The sequence below is a fragment of the Shewanella sp. Pdp11 genome, assembly GCF_002838165.1.
Lineage (GTDB): Bacteria > Pseudomonadota > Gammaproteobacteria > Enterobacterales > Shewanellaceae > Shewanella > Shewanella hafniensis.
In genome coordinates this window covers 2237373-2258821 of sequence record NZ_CP015194.1, presented here as the reverse complement: position 1 = coordinate 2258821, position 21449 = coordinate 2237373, and the positions used below count along the sequence as shown (strand labels likewise).

Sequence of the window (21449 nt, the reverse complement as noted above, 5' to 3'; positions counted from 1 at the left end):
CTAGGATTGATAGCACTAGCGTGCCTATGACTGCGTCAAACTATGCGTCAAATCACGCATCAAACAGTGCGCCAAAAATTGCGATCGTTGGTCTCGCGACTCAGTATCCCGACGCCGATAATCCGCAAACCTTCTGGCAAAATCTGCTGGATAAAAAAGACTCTCGCAGCCAAATTAGCCGCGAAAAACTCAATGCCAATCCCGCCGATTACCAAGGTGTGCAGGGTCAGTCTGACCGTTTTTACTGTGATAAAGGCGGCTACATCCAACACTTCCAGTTTGATGCCAAGGGCTATCAACTGCCTGAGTCCGCCTTTGACGGTTTAGATGAAAGCTTTTTATGGGCACTCGATTGCAGTCGTAAAGCCCTGCAAGACGCCGGGATTACTCCAAGCGATGCCGTACTGGCGCGCACAGGTATTGTAATGGGAACCTTGTCGTTCCCCACTGCCCGTTCCAACGAACTGTTTTTGCCTCTGTATCACCAAACCGTTGAAAAGGCGCTGCAAAACAAACTGAATCAAAGCGCGTTTCAACTGGCTGATTTTGGCAACTCAGTTAACAACCTCAATGCCAATAGTCAGACCTTAAACATCGCCAATGGCGCGGTTGCCCACACGGCCTCAAAACTGGTCAGCGATGCACTCGGTTTAGGTGGCACTCAGTTAAGTCTGGACGCCGCCTGCGCCAGCTCGGTTTACGCGCTCAAACTCGCCTGTGATTACCTAACCACAGGCAAGGCCGATGTGATGCTAGCGGGCGCGGTATCGGGCGCCGATCCTTTCTTTATCAACATGGGATTCTCGATTTTCCACGCCTATCCAGATCACGGTATTTCGGCGCCCTTTGATAGCAACAGTAAAGGCTTGTTCGCTGGCGAAGGCGCTGGGGTTTTAGTCTTAAAACGCTTGGAGGATGCGCAGCGCGATGGCGACAACATCTATGCCGTCGTCAGCGGCATTGGTTTGTCGAACGACGGTAAAGGCCAGTTCGTATTAAGCCCCAACAGCAAGGGCCAAGTGCAAGCCTTCGAGCGCGCCTACAGTGCCGCAAATACACTGCCCGCCAATATCGAAGTGATTGAATGCCACGCTACGGGCACGCCACTTGGGGATAAGGTCGAACTCGCCTCGATGGAGCGCTTTTTTGAGGACAAACTCGCGGGCTCTGCAGTGCCGCTTATTGGCTCGGCAAAATCCAACTTAGGCCATTTACTCACGGCCGCGGGCATGCCGGGGATCATGAAGATGATTTTTGCCATGCGCTCGGGTCGACTGCCGCCAAGTATAAATTTATCGGCGCCGATATCCTCACCTAAAGGCTTATTTAGCGGTAAAAACCTCCCGACAGAAATGCATGCCTGGCCCGATAAAGCCGGCAATGACCGCCGCCATGCGGGTGTTTCCGTGTTTGGTTTTGGCGGCTGTAACGCGCATTTGTTGCTGGAATCCTATGTACCGACAAATACCAGTAGCCAGCATACCCAGAGTGCAGCCCAAGTCAGTTATCAGCACACGCCGTTAACTATCATTGGCTTAGCATCGCATTTCGGGCCTTTATCGTCGATTAATGCACTGGATAACGCGATTAGCTCTCAGCAAAACGCCTTCATTCCACTGCCCGCTAAACGCTGGAAAGGCTTAGATAAACATCCTGACATCTTAGCTAACTTTGGCTTGCCTGCTGTACCGCAGGGCGCCTATATCGACCAGTTCGATTTTGACTTCCTGCGCTTTAAAGTGCCGCCCAATGAGGATGATCGCCTGATCTCCCAGCAACTGCTGCTGATCAAAGTGGCCGATGAAGCGATCCGTGATGCGAACTTAAAGCCAGGTGGCAAGGTAGCTGTATTAGTGGCGATGGAAACAGAGCTGGAATTACACCAGTTCCGTGGCCGAGTGAATCTGCACACTCAACTGGCAGACAGCCTTAAAAAACAAGGGATCACCCTCACGCAAGCTGAGTATCTCGCCCTTGAAAAAATCGCCATGGATAGCGTGCTCGATGCCGCCAAACTGAACCAATATACCAGTTTTATTGGTAACATCATGGCGTCACGCATCGCCTCCCTGTGGGACTTTAACGGCCCAGCCTTTACCATTTCGGCGGCCGAATTGTCAGTCGCCCGCTGTATCGATGTGGCCGAAAACCTGTTATCCCAAGAATCCTTAGATGCCGTAGTGATCGCCGCCGTCGATTTAAGTGGCAGTCTAGAGCAAGTGGTGCTTAAAAACGCGGTATCTAAAGTGGCATTGAATGCAACAGACACAGGCTGGAAAGTCGGTGAAGGCGCCGGCGCGCTGGTACTCACTGCTGAAAATTCAAATACGAATGTTCAACTTAATGATGCCAATAGCAACAACTTTGGCAACAGCTATGGTCACATTAGCGGCCAAGTGTTTGGCGCTGTATATGACCCCCAAGGCAACAGCAACACGGCGCGGATTTGCGATCACTTGTTAACGCAAGCCAAAGTGAATAGCAGCCAGATTAGTTTGATTGAAACCAGTATTGCGGTTGAGCAACGAAGCGAGCCAGCGCTGACACCCAATACCCTGCTGCCGAGTGTGAGTGCGCGCAGCCAAGCTGCAGACACCTTAGGCCACAACTTTGCTGCGGCGGGAATGGCGAGTATCTTGAGCGCTCTGCTTCAGCTGAAAAATCAAGCGCAGTTAAAAAACCAAACGCAACAGAACACTCAAGCGCAGCACGCGCTCGTAGCCACCTTTAGCCAAGGTAAATGCTCGCAGTTACTGCTCAGCCAAAGTGCCACGCAAGCATACAATTTGCAGCAAAGGCTTGAACAAGACTTAACGCTTTCAGAGCAAAAACACTTAATAAAACAAGTAACGCTCGGTGGCCGCGATATCTATCAGCATATCCTGGATACGCCGCTCGCAGGTCTTGATGCTATACAACAAAAAGCCCAAGCCATGACAGCACTGCCAGCGCGCAGCCAACGCAAACATTTGGCCCAAATAGCGAGCAAAGACACGAGTCGCTTTGCAACAAGCAGCCCAACCACGGCTCAACAAAAAGAGACATTAAGCAGCATGCCAATGAATGCCCTAAGCACGCCCAATAAAAACGCCACTCAAGCAGAGCTAAAAGACGCGGCATTTTTAAGCAATCAGCAACTCGCCCGTGAAGCCCATTTAGCCTTTTTACAAAGCCGTGCGCAGGGCTTGAAACTAGCCGAGGCCTTGATGAAAGCCCAGCTTGCCAGCGAGTTAGCCGTCAATGGCCAAGCTGCGCCAGCGGAGCAGCAAGCCACTTTTCAAGCACCAGCGTATGCATCTGCTCATACATCTGAGCTAGCTCCAGTTGTTAACTCAGAGGCAACTGCGCTTTATCCAAACCATGCAAAAGTGCCTGAGTACACGCCGCCAACGCCACTAAGCAAGCCTTGCATTTGGGATTATGCGGATTTAGTCGAGTACGCCGAAGGGGATATTGCTAAAGTATTTGGCCCAGATTACGCCATTATCGACAGCTATTCGCGTCGTGTACGCCTGCCAACGACTGACTATTTGCTGGTATCTCGGGTAACGAAATTAAACGCCCAGATGAACCAATATCAGCCTTGCACTATGACCACGGAATACGATATTCCTGTGGACGCGCCGTATTTGGTCGATGGCCAAATCCCTTGGGCCGTGGCGGTCGAATCGGGTCAATGCGACTTGATGCTGATCAGCTACTTAGGTATCGATTTTGAAAACAAGGGCGAGCGCGTTTATCGCCTGCTCGATTGCACCCTGACCTTCCTTGGCGACTTACCGCGCGGTGGCGACACCCTGCGCTACGATATTTCCATCAATCACTTTGCCCGCAATGGCGATACCTTGTTGTTCTTCTTCTCCTACGAATGTTTCGTGGGCGACAAGCTGATCCTGAAAATGGATGGCGGCTGTGCCGGCTTCTTCACCGACAAAGAACTCGCCGACGGCAAGGGCGTTATTCGCACCGAAGCCGAAATCAAAGCCCGTAACCTTGCCCTCAATAATCCTAATAAGCCGCGCTTTACTCCGCTGCTTAACTGCGCACAAAACCAATTTGATTACAGTCAAATCCATAAACTGCTCAGCGCCGATATCGGTGGCTGTTTTGGCGGTGCCCATGCGGCGCATCAAGCCCAATATGGGCTGCAGCCCTCTTTATGTTTTGCTTCTGAAAAATTCCTGATGATTGAACAGGTCAGCAATCTTGAGGTGCATGGCGGCGCGTGGGGCTTAGGTTCAGTTGAAGGCCATAAGCAGCTCGAAGCCGACCATTGGTATTTCCCGTGCCATTTCAAGGGTGACCAAGTGATGGCGGGGTCATTAATGGCCGAAGGCTGTGGTCAATTACTGCAATTCTTTATGCTGCACATTGGTATGCACGCCAATACAGAAGAAGGGGGCGTCAAAAACGGTCGTTTCCAACCGCTCGAAAACGCCTCTCAAAAAGTGCGCTGTCGTGGTCAAGTGTTGCCGCAATCTGGCCTGCTCACCTATCGCATGGAAATCACCGAAATCGGTATGAGCCCGCGCCCGTATGCGAAGGCGAATATCGATATTTTGCTCAATGGCAAAGTGGTGGTGGATTTCCAAAACCTTGGGGTGATGATCAAAGAAGAAGCCGAATGCACTCGCTACCTTGCGGATAACAATACGAATTGTTCACTGACTACAACCTCAGCAGCTGCGCCGCTAATGGCGCAGTTGCCCGATTTAACTGCACCAACCAATAAAGGCGTAGTGCCGCTTAAGCATGTACCTGCACCAGTCGCGCCAGCGGATTCAAAGTATGCTAACCGCGTGCCCGATACCCTGCCGTTCACGCCGTACCACATGTTCGAATTTGCCACGGGCGACATCGAAAACTGCTTCGGCCCCGATTTCAGCATCTATCGCGGCCTGATTCCACCGCGCACGCCCTGCGGTGACTTGCAGCTCACCACTCGCGTCATTGCGATTGACGGCAAACGCGGCGAGCTGAAAAAGCCCTCTTCGTGTATAGCCGAATACGAAGTGCCTGCAAACGCTTGGTATTACGATAAAAACAGCCATCACGCCGTTATGCCCTATTCTGTGCTGATGGAAATATCACTGCAGCCAAACGGTTTTATCTCAGGTTATATGGGCACCACCTTGGGTTTCCCCGGCCAAGAGCTGTTTTTCCGTAACTTGGACGGTAGCGGTAAACTGCTGCGCCATGTGGATTTACGCGGCAAAACCATAGTGAACGACTCACGTTTGTTATCGACTGTAATTGCTGGCAGTAACATCATCCAGAATTTTAGCTTCGAGTTAAGCTGCGATGGCGAGCCGTTCTACCAAGGTAAAGCGGTATTTGGTTACTTCAAGGGCGATGCCCTGAAAAACCAACTTGGCATAGACAACGGCAAGACAACTCAGCCTTGGCATGTGCAAAATGGTATAGCCGCCGATAGCCAAATCAATCTGTTAGATAAACAGCATCGCAGCTTTAACGCCCCACAAGGTCAGCCACATTACCGTTTAGCGGGCGGTCAGCTTAACTTTATCGACAAGGCTGAAATCGTGAAAGCCGGCGGTAAAGCGGGCCTTGGCTATTTATACGCCGAGCGCACGATTGACCCGAGTGATTGGTTCTTCCAATTCCATTTCCATCAAGATCCGGTAATGCCAGGCTCATTAGGGGTTGAAGCCATTATCGAGCTGATGCAAACCTATGCGATTGACCAAGACCTTGGTGCGGGCTTTAAAAATCCAAAATTTGGCCAGATATTGTCGGATATCAAATGGAAGTATCGTGGCCAAATTAACCCATTAAACAAGCAGATGTCGCTGGATGTTCACATTACCAGCGTGACAGACGACAATGGTAAACGCATCATTATGGGCGATGCCAACTTGAGTAAAGACGGCCTGCGGATTTATGAAGTTAAAGATATCGCCATCTGTATTGAAGAAGCTTAATCACCTTGCTCATTTAGAAAGACGCTAATTACAAATAATGTGTCGCCTTGGCCAGAGTGCCTAAGGCGGCAATAAAAAGAGAATACCTATGACAAGCCATACTCTCGATCAATTTAATAGTAATAACGAAAAACTCAGCCCTTGGCCGTGGCAAGTCAATGATGCAGCGCTGAGCTTTGATATCGACTCATTAGGCAAAAAACTCAAAGATTTAAGCCAAGCCTGCTACTTAGTGAATCACAGCGAAAAAGGCTTAGGCATAGCGCAAACGGCCGAAGTGACCACCAGTGACAGCCAAGCGCCATTGGGCTCACATCCTGTCAGCGCCTTTGCCCCTGCCCTTGGCACCCAAAGTTTAGGCGACAGTAATTTTCGCCGCGTCCACGGCGTCAAATACGCTTACTACGCCGGCGCTATGGCCAACGGTATTGCCTCGGAAGAACTGGTTATCGCCCTTGGCCAAGCGGGCATTTTGTGCTCATTTGGCGCGGCAGGGTTAATTCCATCCCGTGTTGAAGCGGCCATTACTCGCATTCAAGCGGCGCTGCCCAATGGCCCCTACGCTTTTAACTTAATTCACAGCCCAAGCGAGCCCGCATTAGAGCGCGGCAGCGTTGAGCTGTTTTTAAAACATAAAGTGCGCACGGTCGAAGCCTCGGCATTTTTAGGTTTAACGCCGCAGATCGTCTATTACCGCGCAGCAGGTTTGAGCCGCGACGCACATGGCGACATCGTCATTGGCAACAAAGTCATCGCAAAAATCAGCCGCACCGAAGTCGCGACTAAGTTTATGGAGCCGGCGCCGGCCAAAATCCTCCAGCAATTAGTGAGTGATGGTCTTATCAGCCAAGATCAAATGGCGATGGCGCAACTCGTGCCAATGGCGGACGACATCACGGCCGAAGCCGACTCAGGCGGCCATACCGACAATCGTCCATTGGTCACGCTATTGCCGACGATTTTGGCGCTCAAAGATGAAATCCAAGCTAAGTATCAATATAAAACGCCCATCCGTGTGGGCGCAGGCGGCGGCGTCGGCACACCCGATGCAGCATTAGCCACCTTCAACATGGGCGCGGCCTTTATCGTCACAGGTTCAATCAACCAAGCTTGCGTCGAAGCGGGCGCCAGCGAACACACCCGTAAGTTACTCGCCACCACAGAAATGGCCGATGTGACTATGGCGCCTGCCGCTGATATGTTCGAAATGGGCGTGAAATTACAAGTGGTTAAGCGCGGCACTTTGTTCCCGATGCGCGCCAATAAGCTTTATGAAATCTACACCCGTTACGATTCGATTGATGCCATCCCTGCGGACGAGCGTAAAAAGCTCGAAGAGCAAGTGTTTCGCTCATCACTCGATGACATTTGGGCTGGCACAGTCGCCCACTTTAACGAGCGCGATCCTAAGCAAATCGAGCGTGCACTGGATAACCCAAAACGTAAGATGGCGTTGATTTTCCGCTGGTATTTGGGTCTGTCGAGCCGCTGGTCAAACACAGGTGAAGTCGGCCGCGAAATGGATTACCAAATCTGGGCAGGCCCAGCACTGGGTGCATTTAACGCTTGGGCCAAAGGCAGTTATTTAGATGACTATAAAGCCCGCAATGCGGTGGATTTAGCCAAACATTTAATGGTGGGCGCAGCGTATCAATCCCGCATTAACTTGCTGTTATCCCAAGGGGTTAGCATTCCGGTCACACTACTACGCTGGAAACCGCTGAATCGTTTTTAAGCACTACGGGACAATAGATACATCAAGTAGGGACTCAACTCCCTGCTTGATGCAATCTTCTTCACTACCTCGTTAAATTGAAGCCGCCTACGCTATTACTAATCTAATCCCTTGAGCTATTAGCTCTATTTGTGCCAATGCCGCTAAGCACTGGCGCTCCAGTGGCACGCCGTAAACCCATCCTTGGGGGCTCAACGGAAAAGTCCCTTTTCCGATGGCCACTGCCGCGACAATGCACGCCAGCAACCAATCGAATACATGCTGCCTAATTTAAGAATGGGCTGCGAGGCAAACTTTGATAGGACATATCCCTTCCCCAAAACTCTACATACACCACATGATTTGTGAATAAAGTTTTTTGTCATTCAAAAGTATCGGTTTTTTTGCTGTGCTCCTCTATTTTCTGACTGCAACTCTTACCGAAGCTTAGGTAAAAATTGCCTATTCCACGCTTAGCACATTCGTATCCGCTTCAAACCAATCAATTAAATGTCATTTAAAATCAATAAACTAATTAAAATATGCAAAGTTGGCATTATGTTCGCAAGCTAGAAATAACCATTAGCCGTTACCTTACAAATGACACAAACGGTCATGCGAAGGATTAAGACAAGGGCAGGAGGTTATTATGTTAGGTTGGACATTAGTATTTCTAGTTGTCGCTGTTATTGCCGGACTGTTTGGATTTACGGGTATCGCTGGCGCGGCAGCGGGAATCGCAAAAATTATTTTCTTCTTATTTATTGTGTTACTCGTAATTTCACTGCTGATTAATGCCCTCAAGGGCAAGTCACCGCGACTTTAATTTTTTTAGAAAAGGAGATGTATATGAAACCATTTACTCTGATGACAAGCGCTTCACTGGCATTACTGCTCGCTTTAGGTTTAACCGCCTGTAGTGATAACAAAGCCGAAGATGCCGGCGAAAAAATTGATGAAGTGATGACTGATGCAGGTAATGCCATTGAAGATGCCTGTGAAGAAGTGAAAGAAGGCGTTAAGGCTAAAGATACTAAGTGCTAGTCTGACACTTTAACCTAACTTGAGGGTGGCAATAGACATATCTACTGCCACCCTTTTGATCTAATGTTAACAACGCGATTCACCGATTCAGTCAGCCGTTCAACATGCAGCGGTTAAATCAAAAAACAGCATTGGAGGGCGCGTATGCTAAGCAAAATCCACATCAAATATTTCTACTTTATGGGTGCCGTGTTACTCGCCTATTTTGCAGTAACGGGCACGTCTCCCCTGCTCACCTTTATTTGGGCTTGGACAAGCCTGTCGCTATTTTTAGTCGGTTCAGCCTACTGGTTTAATCTCGCCAGCATTTTTAGAAAGCGCCAAGATGGCACTATCCCTTGGTATATTCGCTGGGGCTTTATTCCGTTTTTATTGGGCAGTCGGCTGTATAATCATTGGGCCAGAAAACGCGACTCTGTGCCGTCGATGCAAAAGATAGATGAGCAGTTGTATCTCGGCTGCCGATTATTTTCTGCGGATCTGCAGAAAATCAAAGCCAATAAGATTACCGCCATTCTTGATGTGACCGCCGAGTTTGATGGCTTAGATTGGTCGCAGTTTGAAGATCATATCGAGTATTTGAACATTCCCATCCTCGACCATAGCGTGCCGACCAGTGCCCAGCTCAATCAAGCCGTTAACTGGTTGCATCGCCAAGTGCGCGCCAATAAACAGGTGCTGATCCACTGTGCTATGGGGCGCGGCCGCTCAGTACTGGTGCTCGCCGCCTATTTAGTCTGTAAAGATAAACAGCGCAACTTCGCCGAAGTACTGCAACAAATAAAGCAAGTTCGCAAAACCGCGGGCTTAAACAAATGGCAATTACGCGCCCTTGAACACATGCTTAAGCAAGGCAAAATCAACATCCACAAAGTGGCGTGGATTATCGCCAACCCAGTCTCCGGCGGCGGCAAATGGCAAGAATATGGCGAGCAAATCCAAGACGAACTAAAAGCCTATTTTGACCTAACGATAAAACTCACCAGCGAAAATGTCAGCGCAAACACCTTCGCCAAAAAAGCCCGCAGTAGCGGCGCAGATATCATCATCGCCTGCGGCGGCGATGGCACAGTGACAGAGGTGGCATCGGAAATAGTGAACACCGACATCGCCTTAGGGATCATTCCCTTAGGCACCACTAACGCCCTCAGCCACGCGCTATTTGGTTTAGGCAGTAAGCTTATTCCTGTCTCTCAGGCTTTAGATAATATTATCCAAGGCCATTACCAAGCTATCGATACTGCCCGCTGTAATCAACATTTAGTCTTGCTACTTGTGGGCATTGGTTTTGAACAGCAGATGATTGAATCTGCGAGCCGTGAACGTAAAAATGCCCTCGGCCAGTTTGCCTACCTCGATGGCTTATGGCGCGCCGTGAATGCCGATATCACTCTAACCATACAGCTCAGCTTAGATGATGCCGAGCCCACAACATTGACCACCCATAGCCTTATTGTTGCCAATGCCGCGCCGTTTACCAGCGTATTAGCGCAGGGCGATGGCGAGCCTAATATGACAGATGGCCTACTCGATATTACCTGGCTAGATGCCGGCAGTGAGCCGACAGACAAGCTCCTTAGCCTAGCCGAATTAGCCATTGCAGGATGGGTAAAAGAAGGCAATAAAGACACACAGTCAAAGCCACCTAACGTGCCATCTAGCACAACCAAGGTTCACCACGCCCACGCAAAAAAAGTGCGTATTAGCAGTGAGCCCAAGTGTAAATATGTGATTGATGGCGAAATTTTTGAGCCCGCGGATCTTACCATTGAAGTTCAACCCGCATCTCTCAAGGTATTTGTGCCTTATCAAGAATCGACTGAAAATGCTATCGACCCAAAAATCACGTAAATGACACTATCGCGATGTTTATTAAGATAAAAACAGCAAGCGCAATAAGCACTCGCATAAAATTAAATTCACTCACTTTGGGGTGGGATTTTTGAGGACTATTGCTAAAATCCTGAAACTTACAGCCTATTGCTTGCGCGCATTGCTGCAAAACTTGCTGTAATTCCTGCTTGTCAGTGCTGTTAGCCAATTTCAATTGATTCCCTTTAGGCTGCTGTACTTGTAAATAAGCGAGATAGTGATCGACCGTATCTTCCGCTTGGCGTTTACGGTCGAACTGGTGCCAATGGGTTGTTTGTAGCAGATAGAGTTGCACAGCATTAATATCTGAAAAGGCATAGGCGCGCCAACGCCACAATCCAGGCAACTTCCCATTGAATACACCTTTACCGAGCCACAATTGCTGTCGCTCGGTATCTAACCAAGATTGTTGCCGAACTAACGCTAGCGGCAGTACAGGGAACAACAGAAAAAATGCCACCCAACCAAGCACAAGCCGTAACACGGGCTCGGGTTGTAACCAGGCCGCTCTCGCACAAAGCAATCCAAGCACTAACAAGGCAATGGCAAAAAACCACAGTAGAGGTCGGTACTGGGTACTCAACGCCTTGAGATAAAGCGCACTCTTAGGAGGTTGATTAAGTATCACTGAACTTGTTCCTTGTTCCTTGTTCCTTGTTCCTTGTTCCAAAAATTATCTCACCATCCCAAATTGACCTGTGCTAGTAACAATATGAGGCATTGATAGTTTACACAATCAACACCTAACTTATTTTTAGATCCTTTCGAGTTAAACCAACGACTGACATCCATGTCAATAACCGTTCGATATCGCTCATATTGCAACGAAAAGCTGCAACTTTGCAGTTGCAGCTAAGGTGTTATTGACCCGCAGCGGTATCCTCACCGGTCCAGAGTCGCATGATGCGATAAGGTGGTTTGGCTGTTTCAGCTTCGCCATTAAAGGCTTTTGCTTTATGCAATTGATTCACTGAAATATATAACCAGCCCGTTTCACCAAATTGCACACTATCGGGAAAATCCAGCAATGGAGAACTGACCACTGTTGATAGCGTACCTTTGTTATCTAACATAGATATGGCATTGTGGTTCAAATTGGTGAAGTAATGATTACCTTGTTTGGACGTTGCAGCGCCATCTGACACTGGCTTAGCTCCGACTAATTTTACAGTCGCGATAATTTTATCATTATTGCCTGTTTGTAAAGCCGCAGTCGATAACTGATACCAGTGAGTGCCATTCATTGCACCATAATAGAGTGTACTTCCATCGGCAGATAAACTGATAGGATTGACCGCGACACTAGCAACCTTGCCATTAAACAATGTTGTTTTGTTATCTATGTTCATTACTGCATCCGCTTGGGCCTGCAGCGAACTATGACCTGAAAAACGTACGGTATGACCATCGTCGATACGCACTGCTAAGAGGCCTGGGTTGGCGATATCGGCTAAATAAATCCAACCTTTTTGTGAATCGACAACCAGATCCTGCATAAAGCTGCCTTTGGGCGCGAGTGCTTGTGGTAGGACAATTTGTTTATATAGACTGCCATCCTTAATGTTGAATCCCCAAATCCTTGTTTGGCCTAATTCTAACCCCATATCTGCGGTCCAGAGGTGTCCAGCTTTGTCCTGAGCAATCCCTAATAAGGTATCAAATTGAGTCATATTGGCAGTCGAAGCTTTTTGCAAATCCATTGAAGGCCAAGCTTTGTAAGCATTGGTTTCACGATTAACTTCAATCAGTTGCAAACCTGATGGCGTATCAAGTGGATGTACCGTGGCAAAAATCCGACCTTGTGCAGTGACGCTGACATTGCCAGGTCGTATTGGCAATTCAGCGACTGTTTCAAGACTTCCTACCGCTGGGGTAGCGTTTACAAAACTACTGGCAGTCAATGAAAGCCATAGTGCTGTAGTAAATAAGTGTTTCATATTCTATCTCCGCTTTTCTGTTTAAGGGCTGTAGAATAGGAGTTATTATTTACAAAAAAAATAGTGTAAAAATCGGTTCTGTTTCAATATTAATTTGATAATCAGCACTATTCCGCCGTCGGCTCACCCGCTTCGACTTGTTGCTCGTACTTGCTGAGCTTGTTGTAGAGGGTTTTTACACTGATCCCCAGTTGCTCGGCAGTGTCAGTTTTATTGCCTTGAGTGGTTTCTAATGCTTGATAAATGGCGATTTTTTCTAAGTCTTCTAAACGCATGCCCTGCGGAATAACCACTTGGTCATCGGCAGATGCCCCCATTTCACTCGCCTGTGGCAGTTGTAAGTGACTGGGTAAAATCTCTTGATCTGCCAAAATATAGGCTCGCTCAATGGCATGTTTTAATTCACGCACATTCCCTGGCCAAGGATACGCCGCAATCATCTGCGCACTGTCTTCAGCGAGGCTTTTATTCTGCTTTTCGGCCACATTACGATAGGCAAGAAAATGCTGCGCTAGCCCGAGAATATCATCGCCACGTTCCCTTAATGGCGGAACGCGGATAGGGAACTGGGCCAAACGGAAATACAAATCTTCGCGAAATTGCCCAGCCTCAATCGCCACTATGGGATCACGATTAGTTGCCGCCACAATCCGCACATTGGCATGCTGCACTTTGGCACCGCCAACGGGACGATATTCGCTATTTTCAAGCACTCTGAGTAACTTCACTTGATGCTCAATCGGCATTTCGGTGACTTCATCAAGAAATAAGGTTCCACCTTCTGCCTGCTCAAATACGCCTTTGTGATCGCGATTCGCACCAGTGAAAGCGCCTTTGACATGACCAAACAGCTCACTATCGACCAACTCAGGGCTTAATGCACCGCAGTTAATTGCAATAAAAGGCTCGTTCAATCTAGGGCTGGCAAGATGTATGGTATTGGCAACAAGCTCTTTCCCTGCGCCACTCTCTCCAATAATCAGCACATTACTGTCGGTCGCAGAAACGCGACGTATCGTACGATACAGCTTGTGCATAGCTGCAGAGGAACCGACAAGCAAACCATATTGGTCTAGCTCGCTGGAAAAAGGCCGAGGCCGGATTGGTGATGAGACTAAATACTGGGCAAAATCGGCGAAGATGTCACTGATCAACGTCATATCGTAGGGTTTACGAAAATGATAACAGGCAAAATTCGACATTAACTGATCAAGATTGGGGTTCGGCTGACCGTCGGAGAGAAATATAAACTCGATATTAGACAAGGCCGTATTGTCCAGCAGCCCAAGATAATCCTCGCGGCTAAGGCTAGACAGCTCAATGATGGCAACATCAACGTGGTTCGCCTCAAGCTGCTCTATCCAAGGTAAATCATCGACACTGCGTAGCTTATTAAAGTCGGCTGCGCCGGCGAGTTCAATGATAGCTTGCTCGGCGTTTACATCCTGCAGGTGATAAAAAAGTGTCAATCGAGCCATGCTATCCCACTCCCTGTGTATGAAGGGCTACTGTATGTCAGTCGTGAAATTTTAACAACAGCAACGGTAATAGTTGCCGATATTCTAAGAGGATGGCGCAAGGAACCGAGAATATCAGCCTAAAAATCAGCCTGTTAACATACCATTAAAAATGAGAACAAAATATGCATGGTAGCTGAACGAAACGCAATTAGTTAATCCAAACCGTTAAACAGGACTGTGCCGAACACTGGCATTTGGAGGCATTCATGAAGTCTAATGTTGTGCAACATCAGACTGATATCCGCGCCGATATCAGTTTGATTGATGAAATAATAAAGCTCAATCAAGAAGGGCTAACATTCTACAATCAGGCAATGACGTACGTCGAAGACTATAACCTTAAGCGTATTTTTTCGACCAAAGCGAATATCCACCAACGAATGTTTACGCGTTTTGAACAGCTGCGCCCTCTAACTGGTGAGCCTATTCATGGTCTAAGTCATGCAATACCAGTGACTTACACTCAAGTGACCAAATTGCTGCAGCAATGCCATATGGCACAAGCGATGGCCGCACTTGTCGCCATTGAACAACAAGTGTTAATCCAGATGAAACAAGCGGTAAGGCAAGCACATCAGCCACAGCTTGCCAATCAGCTCGCAGAAGGTGCCGCTTGGTTGCAAATCAGTTGCGATGGTATGAGTTCACTCAACCCCAGTTAATCCTTGTAGCTGTTAGCATCAGTGCACATCAATATGATGTCTCTGTACTAATACGGCTTGCTACTGCATACGCGAAACCTTAAACACTCAACCGCACTTATTGGTGCGGTTTTTTTATGCTCTAAAGATGGCTTTGCTTACCAGCAAAAATTACATTTTGTCGGTAAAAAAGACCGACTTAGGGGAAATCGCTGAGACATGAAAATATCAAAATCATCAACTAAAAGCATTTAAGTCAATAACTTAATAACACTGGCACGATTCACGCACTATCTAACATCGAGAAAACAACGGAGGATATGATTATGAAAACCACAACAGCATCAGTACTAGCGACTTTACTTGTCGGTTCAATCAGTTTAAATGTCGCCGCAGCTCAAGATTGGAAGGACGGGGCAAAGGATGCGTGGATCGATGGTAAAGCTGAAACCACTTTACTGCTCAACACTAACCTCAATTCCTTTGACATTATCACCGATGTGAAAGACGGAAACGTCACATTAACAGGTAAAGTGGAAAGCAGTGTCGATAAAGCCCTCGCCTCTGAACTGATCAAAAGTTTAGACGGGGTAAAAGATGTCGATAACCAACTCACTGTAATGAATGAGAAAGAAGGCACCAGTGACGTTGTCGCGTCGTTGACCGATTCTAAGGTTGCCACAGTCGTCAAAACCCGTTTACTGTTTTCAACCGATGTTTCTGGCACCCAGATTAATGTGGATGTCGCCAATGGTATCGTCACCTTAAAAGGTGAAGTTGCTAGCGATGCCGAACGTCAGTTAGCGCTGAAAATTGCTGAGAATACCGACGACGTGAAAAAGGTTGTCGATAAAATTAAAGTCATAAAAAACATGTCTTAATGCAAGCAGTTAGTCTTGACTCAACGATTTGATCTAATTGGTTATAAAAGTGAGTCATAACAAATCATTACAAAAAACCAGCCTAGGCTGGTTTTTTATGTCTATTATCAGATTTAATCAAGCTAGGTTTTCTATCTCGACTAAGGAAGACTAAATTGCGAGAACAAAAATCGAAGTGGGAAAATAAAAGCTGCGCTAAAATGCGGGCTCAGCGCTGGCTTCAAAGCCAAACTGGAACTCATAAAAATGCTGACCATTTTCGATACTGATGGCCATAGTGCCCGTTAAGCCCTGCAACTCGCCCGCGCCAGAATGGGGAACCACTTCTAAGATCAAACGGTTTTGCCCATCGGTCATAATGCCAAAATGTTGCAGCACGAAACTGCCCTGCTTACCGCATACATTGCCAACCACTTGTTCAATCGCCACATAGCCAGCCGAGCCTTTGACTGACGTCATCGCACTGAGCATTTCACCTTGACTGCGGCCCTCAAGCTCACCATAAAAGGTTTTATCTAAGCCCATACGCCCTAACGTCACGCCGCCAACCCCAGTCGCATAGGGGCTATCTGGGGTGAGCTTAACATCAAATTTCCCCGTAATTTTGTTAACTTGCATGACACTCTCCTTGTCAAAACGTTATGCCAAGTCTATCTACCCGAGATTGCTTGCCGCTGCGGCAAGCATGATTCACGGAACGAAAAATAACTTAGCACAAGCCTGCGCAGATCCATAATCGCATTTACACAATTCCCTTACACACGCCCCTTGCACACGCCAACTGACTACTGAGTTAAGTGACTGATGCCAGTTTCACTCACTGCCACTTCTGTGGTTTTGACGATTTCAGGGCTCTCAGACATAGGTTGGTCAGGCGCTCTATCGCGATAAGTCACGGCAATTTTGAATGGAGCTTCGAAGGGATAAACAGGTTCAATACTGTCCACCTCAATGCGATCGCCCAGCACGACGCTGCCTAAATGCTTCAAATTATTGTGTTCAAAATCGAGACTAAACAAACCAAGATACCAAAATACCCCCGAACCTTGGGTCGTCACAATAAACGGCGCCACAAAGGGCATAGTCTGCAGTTTAGGATCATCTTGAATGGGTGCGTTACTCTGGGTATCGGGCTCTAAAGCGGGATCGAAATTTAACGGGGTAATGCGTAAATAATCCAGTAATGCTCGGCCTTTTACGTCACCGTCTTGATAATCTCCCATTGCAAATTCCGTTTGCTTGATCTTAATAAAATGGGTTAAGGCAACGGATTTGCCCCCCTCTGGCAGGGTAATTTCAAACGGGTTAGCGGTATTTAAGCTAAAGAGTTTAAGCATCACTTCCGATGCATTCGCCACCGGTTTAACCTCAAGTGGTGTCACCACTTCGACCTCATTGGCCTGTGCCTGCGCTTTTTCCTGTGCCATAGCCTCGTCGTATTGCATAACTTGGCCATCTTCCATCACCATATAAATATCATCATTGCTCATGTTGAAACGGTAAATACCCGCGGCAAGTATGGCGAATATCACTAAGGTGCCCGCTAGGGTTAACTTTACAAACGTACTCATTTTATCTCCCCAATCGCGCGCTTTGTGCGCTGCTTTTCTAACACTGATCAACTTCAAATCAATGTCGGAGCAGTATTACAGATACTGAGTTAAAGCGGAGTGGGTAAAGTGTAAAAAAGTGACGCTATTTTGAAATTTGTCAGGCTAAGTTCAGCAACATGTCCTTTACTCGGTGAATATTATGGGCCGAGTAAATACTCAGCCCAACACTTAGCTACTTCTCGTTTTTCCACAAGGCTGGGGTTTGACTCGGTTGCCAATTACTTTGGGAGAAATGGGCTTGCACTAAGGAATAGATTTTATCTTGATAGGACACAAACTCAGGTAGTTGATAATTATGCTGATCCTGCCAAGCAGGGGCATAGTTATCTAGCGTATCAAAACGATACCCTTGACGTTGAGCTTCTTCAACAAAACGCTTAATTTTAGGCAAGTTGATGGTTGCACCTTGTCCGCGGTGAGCATTCTCAAACAGGAAGTCGTGGGTCAAGATCACCACTTTACCGTCGTGCAAACCATCGCTGCAATCTAAGTTCTGCGTGCGACTGTTAAGAGGGTTCATTGTGGTGCCCGCACAGGTGTTGATCACTTGATTGATTTTATCAACCAGCTCAACCCCATCGGCCATGGATTCAGCGGGAAAAGCCACGCCCCAATCCTCTGGCCCCCAATCAAAGTCCCAACCAAATATTTTATAGTCACTCTCGGCGAGCATGTTTTGAATTTGCACCGCAACTTGCGAACTGTTCGTTGAGGTTTCGGCGGTACAAGCAAAAGCTGGGTCCCAAGGCGGCACAGTGTCTGAAGTTGCACACAAGCCGTCACCTTTAAGTTTACTGGTCACGCGCCAGCCATTGGTATAGGGCAAACGAGCCAACTTTGTCATCTTGTTGTTAGGATAACTGGCGGCATTAGGGATAAGCTCAACCACTTTGGCGGTGTTTGTCACAAAGTAGGTAAAGTCGGTGGCCGCATCTTGATAGGATTTCACCGGCCATAGACCCACTTGATTGCAATAAACCGCCCCCGATTGAACGCCATCGGTGCAGTTATGCAGCATATGATCGTAACTGTGGTTTGCCAGAATATGACCATCGTCTAATAAACGTTGCAGGGCGACAGCCGCTAACGCTTCGTTTTCATCCCCTTCGCCATACATATGAAATGCATTGATAAAGAAGGTCGCCTTGATATTGGCATCCTTTAGCGCATCCAATACCCCTAAAGTCGCGTCAATTGGACCATCATCAAAGGTGAGGTAAATGGTTTTATCGCTGGCGTGGGCAAGACTTACGCTCGCTATACAGAGTCCAACTGCGGCGGCTATCGATTTCAGTTTCATGATCTCATCCTATAGATAATGTTTGAGGCTAATGATTAAAAAGCAATGAGTTAACGCCAATGCATCTCTATTCGCGCACAGTCTCGCACTCATTCGCTCGGCTTATCTATAGTGAGTAATCTAGCCAGCGTTAGTTATACCATCCTAGCAACAAGCCATACTTTTCTACGCTAAGTCGTTAAATCGTCCATCAGCATTCAAGTTGAAATCACCGCCGCCCTCACGTTAAACACAATAGAAAAATACCAATCCTAGTGTGAAAAGTACCGCATCAACAATTCGATAACAGGTAAGTTAACTGAAGAAAAAAACAACACTAAAGCACTACAGGGACGCTATAACATGTCAGAAGGTCAACTATTTAAGAGCTCTTTGCTCGCATTATGTATCGCTAACGCCTTATTCGGGATGAGCTCAACCGCAGTCGCGGCGGAGCAACAAGAGGCAACGGCAGAAAATATGGAGGTGATCCAAGTCCGCGGCATACGTCGCTCGATTGAAGCCTCAATGAATACCAAACGCTTCGCCGACTCTACGGTCGATGCCATCACCTCGGAAGATATAGGTAAGTTTCCCGATAAAAACATCGGTGATGCGCTGCAGCGCATCTCTGGGGTGACGGTCGATAGGCAATACGGTGAAGTAAGCGGCGTTACTATTCGCGGTACAGCGCCAGAGCAGAGTCGTATTTTGCTGAACGGTCAAACTGTTGCCAGCACTTCTTGGTATGACTTGGGTCCTGCCACTCGTACCTTCAATATGGAATTATTGTCGGCCGAGCAAGTGAACGCCGTTGAAGTGCACAAAACCCCGACCGCCAGACTTGAAGAAGGTGCGCTGGGCGGCACTGTCGATCTCAAAACCCGCAAACCCTTAGATCTTGATGCCCACACCTATCAAGTCGCTGGCGAGCTGAGCCAAAGCAGCCTGTACGATGAAACAGACCCGAGTGGCTCTTTCCTCGGGAGCTGGAAAAATGACGACGAAAAGTTCGGCATTTTAGGCGCCTATTCAGTAGAAAAAATTACCAGCGGCCGCCAAGTACTGGAATCTCTCAGTGGTTATTATGAATACTTCGCCGCCGATCCCGCGCAAAATCAAGAATCAACTGTAGGCGCTTGGGGTATTGGCTCGCAGGCCTTTAGAGCCGAACGTGAACGGACCAGTGCCCAAGTCACATTGCAATTTGCACCGACAGAAAAAACAGAATTTACCTTAGATTACTTTAATTTTGAACTCGATATCCCCCACGTAAACCATAACTTCCTTACGGTTGGCGCGCGCGGTTCGGGCTCCACCAACGTAGTGAACAACGCCCAAGGCGGCACAGCATCGGCAACGATTCTGCCGGCGTATGCGTCGATTATTTATAACCCTGTGGTACGCCACGCGGTCAATATGAAATCTGACGTACTCAACTTGACCGGAAAATACGTCGGGGACAGTTTTACGGTGAGTGGCGTTATTGGCCAATCGACCTCAGATGGTGGCACCCAAGGCGGCTCATCTTCTTGGTGGATCCCCGCGACGGACCAAGGCGGCAAAATTGGCGATCCCGCCTTCCCTAACGGTCAAGGCAGTGTCGATGGCGGCTTTAGTTACGATGCCACCGGTCCCTACCAAGTGGTGCTGACGAGTTTAGATGCCAACGATGCCAGCCAGTTCAAGCATGCGCAGGAAGCCAACTACGAAACCACAGTGCAAGATCATAAAGTGACCTACGCGCAGTCTGACTTCGAATATCAACTCGACCATGATTTTATTAACAAAATTGCAGTCGGGATTAAGTACAACACCAGTGATTTCGAGCGTAATGCCTTCAACCGTAACCCCGCAGAAATCCTAGGTTTCGTGCCCAATGGCAACCTCGCTAACTGGAGCGATGGTGTACTTTCTGGGCTACATTCCCAGAGCGGTGGCAATGTGCTCGACTCCTATGCCAAGTTAGATGAAGACAAATGGTGGGCCTTTATCAGTGAGAAATACGCCAATGGCGAGTTAGTGGAAGTCGCCGATCTCGGTAACACCTTCACTGTCGAAGAGGAAATGTTGGCCCTGTACGCCCAAGCGGATTTCAGCGGCGAATTCTACCGTGGTAACTTTGGCGTGCGTTACGTTAACACAGACCAAACCTCAACCGGTTTTGCCGATGGCAAGCCCTACAATGAATCCGTTAATTACGATAATTGGCTACCGAGCATCAACGTCGCCTTCGATCTACAAGAAGATTTAATCCTACGTGCTTCGGCCTCTTCCGTGATGGCGCGTAACAACTACAGCGATCTAAAACCTGGCTTAGCCATAGCGAAAAACTTTGGTACTGCGACCGGCGGTAATCCAAATTTGAAACCCTATAAGGCGAATCAAGCCGACCTTGGCATCGAATGGTACTTCACTGAATCTTCTATGTTGTCGGCGGCTTTGTTCTACAAAGATATTGATAACGTAGTGTTTGTCACTGAGTCGACGCAATATATCGAAGGTTGCGGCGCGTCAGAATCCGAGTGGGATAAATGCCGCGTCACAGCCCCAGCCAACGGCGGTAGCGGCTCAGTGACTGGGCTTGAAATCCAGCTGCAGCATAACTTTGAAAGCGGTTTTGGCTTCTTGACCAACTACACCTATGTTGACAGTAAGAGCACGCGCCCCGATGGCACAGAGCAGATGATTGAAGGTGTGTCAGAAAACTCCTTCAACGGCTCACTCTTCTACGAAGATGATCTATTCAGCGCCCGTATCGCCTATAACTGGCGTTCAGAATACTTAGGCGTGGGTAACATTCAAAACGTGTTAAACGACAGCTATCAACAAGTCGATGCCTCGATTATTTGGCATGCGATGGAGAACTTAGACATTTCACTCGAAGGGGTAAACCTAACCAATGAAGTGGTGCAATCCTATGATGTTAAATACGGATTGACCCAAAATACCATCGAATTTGGTTCACGTTATTTCGTCGGTGCCAGCTACAAATTTTAAACTTGA

Annotated in this window: 14 protein-coding genes; 8 read left to right on the top strand and 6 right to left on the bottom strand. The window is 47.9% G+C overall.

All coding sequences use genetic code 11. The annotated features are described in order from the left end of the window. Window positions 1–26 precede the first annotated feature (26 nt). The 5 genes from AYJ58_RS10020 (at window position 27) to AYJ58_RS10000 (ending at window position 10551) form a co-directional block, all read left to right on the top strand. A complete protein-coding gene (locus AYJ58_RS10020; protein WP_198555677.1) occupies window positions 27–5942 on the top strand; it encodes a beta-ketoacyl synthase N-terminal-like domain-containing protein in 5916 nt (1971 codons plus the stop codon). Between the two features lie 88 nt (window positions 5943–6030). Beyond that, on the top strand, window positions 6031–7677 hold the full coding sequence (gene pfaD / locus AYJ58_RS10015) for an eicosapentaenoate synthase subunit PfaD (RefSeq protein ID WP_106649992.1): 1647 nt from the start codon (window positions 6031–6033) through the stop codon (window positions 7675–7677). A gap of 628 nt (window positions 7678–8305) precedes the next feature. Next, window positions 8306–8482: a DUF1328 domain-containing protein gene (locus tag AYJ58_RS10010; protein WP_006080947.1), complete on the top strand. Its 177-nt coding sequence runs from the start codon at window positions 8306–8308 to the stop codon at window positions 8480–8482. A 23-nt stretch (window positions 8483–8505) separates the two neighbouring features. After that, a complete protein-coding gene (locus AYJ58_RS10005; protein ID WP_006080946.1) occupies window positions 8506–8700 on the top strand; it encodes a hypothetical protein in 195 nt (64 codons plus the stop codon). A gap of 144 nt (window positions 8701–8844) precedes the next feature. Continuing rightward, window positions 8845–10551, top strand: a complete 1707-nt coding sequence (locus tag AYJ58_RS10000; RefSeq protein WP_106649991.1) for a diacylglycerol kinase family protein — start codon at window positions 8845–8847, stop codon at window positions 10549–10551. On the opposite strand, the gene AYJ58_RS09995 is transcribed toward AYJ58_RS10000, so the two are convergent. The 3 genes from AYJ58_RS09995 to AYJ58_RS09985 form a co-directional block, all read right to left on the bottom strand. Further along, window positions 10544–11200, bottom strand: coding sequence for a hypothetical protein (locus AYJ58_RS09995; protein WP_106649990.1), 657 nt, complete (start codon window positions 11198–11200; stop codon window positions 10544–10546). The genes AYJ58_RS10000 and AYJ58_RS09995 overlap by 8 nt on opposite strands. 232 nt (window positions 11201–11432) lie before the next feature. Then, window positions 11433–12509, bottom strand: coding sequence for an L-dopachrome tautomerase-related protein (locus AYJ58_RS09990; RefSeq protein WP_106649989.1), 1077 nt, complete (start codon window positions 12507–12509; stop codon window positions 11433–11435). Between the two features lie 107 nt (window positions 12510–12616). Then, window positions 12617–13987, bottom strand: coding sequence for a sigma-54 interaction domain-containing protein (locus AYJ58_RS09985; protein ID WP_106649988.1), 1371 nt, complete (start codon window positions 13985–13987; stop codon window positions 12617–12619). A gap of 248 nt (window positions 13988–14235) precedes the next feature. Between AYJ58_RS09985 and AYJ58_RS09980 the strand changes: the two genes are divergently transcribed. Both AYJ58_RS09980 and AYJ58_RS09975 read left to right on the top strand, forming a co-directional pair. Then, complete coding sequence (locus tag AYJ58_RS09980; protein WP_106649987.1) at window positions 14236–14691, top strand: glutamyl-tRNA reductase; 456 nt, start codon at window positions 14236–14238, stop codon at window positions 14689–14691. A gap of 305 nt (window positions 14692–14996) precedes the next feature. Then, on the top strand, window positions 14997–15551 hold the full coding sequence (locus AYJ58_RS09975; RefSeq protein WP_106649986.1) for a BON domain-containing protein: 555 nt from the start codon (window positions 14997–14999) through the stop codon (window positions 15549–15551). A gap of 195 nt (window positions 15552–15746) precedes the next feature. Here the strand turns inward: AYJ58_RS09975 and AYJ58_RS09970 are convergent, their stop codons facing one another. The 3 genes from AYJ58_RS09970 to AYJ58_RS09960 form a co-directional block, all read right to left on the bottom strand. Next, complete coding sequence (locus AYJ58_RS09970) at window positions 15747–16169, bottom strand: DUF3224 domain-containing protein (protein WP_106649985.1); 423 nt, start codon at window positions 16167–16169, stop codon at window positions 15747–15749. A gap of 167 nt (window positions 16170–16336) precedes the next feature. Next, window positions 16337–17122 (bottom strand): hypothetical protein, encoded by a 786-nt coding sequence (locus AYJ58_RS09965; protein ID WP_106649984.1) that lies wholly within the window; start codon window positions 17120–17122, stop codon window positions 16337–16339. A gap of 214 nt (window positions 17123–17336) precedes the next feature. After that, entirely contained in the window at window positions 17337–18464 is a 1128-nt protein-coding gene (locus tag AYJ58_RS09960; protein ID WP_106649983.1) for a polysaccharide deacetylase family protein, read from the bottom strand. Window positions 18465–18806: 342 nt separating this feature from the next. Here AYJ58_RS09960 and AYJ58_RS09955 point away from each other — a divergent pair, with 342 nt between their 5' ends. Further along, complete coding sequence (locus AYJ58_RS09955; RefSeq protein ID WP_106649982.1) at window positions 18807–21443, top strand: TonB-dependent receptor; 2637 nt, start codon at window positions 18807–18809, stop codon at window positions 21441–21443. Window positions 21444–21449 lie beyond the last annotated feature (6 nt).

Coding starts and splice junctions, on each gene's coding strand:
- AYJ58_RS10020 (WP_198555677.1), top strand. CDS start 27: ATGACTGCGTCAAACTATGCGTCAAATCACGCATCAAACAGTGCGCCA.
- pfaD (WP_106649992.1), top strand. CDS start 6,031: ATGACAAGCCATACTCTCGATCAATTTAATAGTAATAACGAAAAACTC.
- AYJ58_RS10010 (WP_006080947.1), top strand. CDS start 8,306: ATGTTAGGTTGGACATTAGTATTTCTAGTTGTCGCTGTTATTGCCGGA.
- AYJ58_RS10005 (WP_006080946.1), top strand. CDS start 8,506: ATGAAACCATTTACTCTGATGACAAGCGCTTCACTGGCATTACTGCTC.
- AYJ58_RS10000 (WP_106649991.1), top strand. CDS start 8,845: ATGCTAAGCAAAATCCACATCAAATATTTCTACTTTATGGGTGCCGTG.
- AYJ58_RS09990 (WP_106649989.1), bottom strand. CDS start 12,509: ATGAAACACTTATTTACTACAGCACTATGGCTTTCATTGACTGCCAGT.
- AYJ58_RS09985 (WP_106649988.1), bottom strand. CDS start 13,987: ATGGCTCGATTGACACTTTTTTATCACCTGCAGGATGTAAACGCCGAG.
- AYJ58_RS09980 (WP_106649987.1), top strand. CDS start 14,236: ATGAAGTCTAATGTTGTGCAACATCAGACTGATATCCGCGCCGATATC.
- AYJ58_RS09975 (WP_106649986.1), top strand. CDS start 14,997: ATGAAAACCACAACAGCATCAGTACTAGCGACTTTACTTGTCGGTTCA.
- AYJ58_RS09970 (WP_106649985.1), bottom strand. CDS start 16,169: ATGCAAGTTAACAAAATTACGGGGAAATTTGATGTTAAGCTCACCCCA.
- AYJ58_RS09965 (WP_106649984.1), bottom strand. CDS start 17,122: ATGAGTACGTTTGTAAAGTTAACCCTAGCGGGCACCTTAGTGATATTC.
- AYJ58_RS09960 (WP_106649983.1), bottom strand. CDS start 18,464: ATGAAACTGAAATCGATAGCCGCCGCAGTTGGACTCTGTATAGCGAGC.
- AYJ58_RS09955 (WP_106649982.1), top strand. CDS start 18,807: ATGTCAGAAGGTCAACTATTTAAGAGCTCTTTGCTCGCATTATGTATC.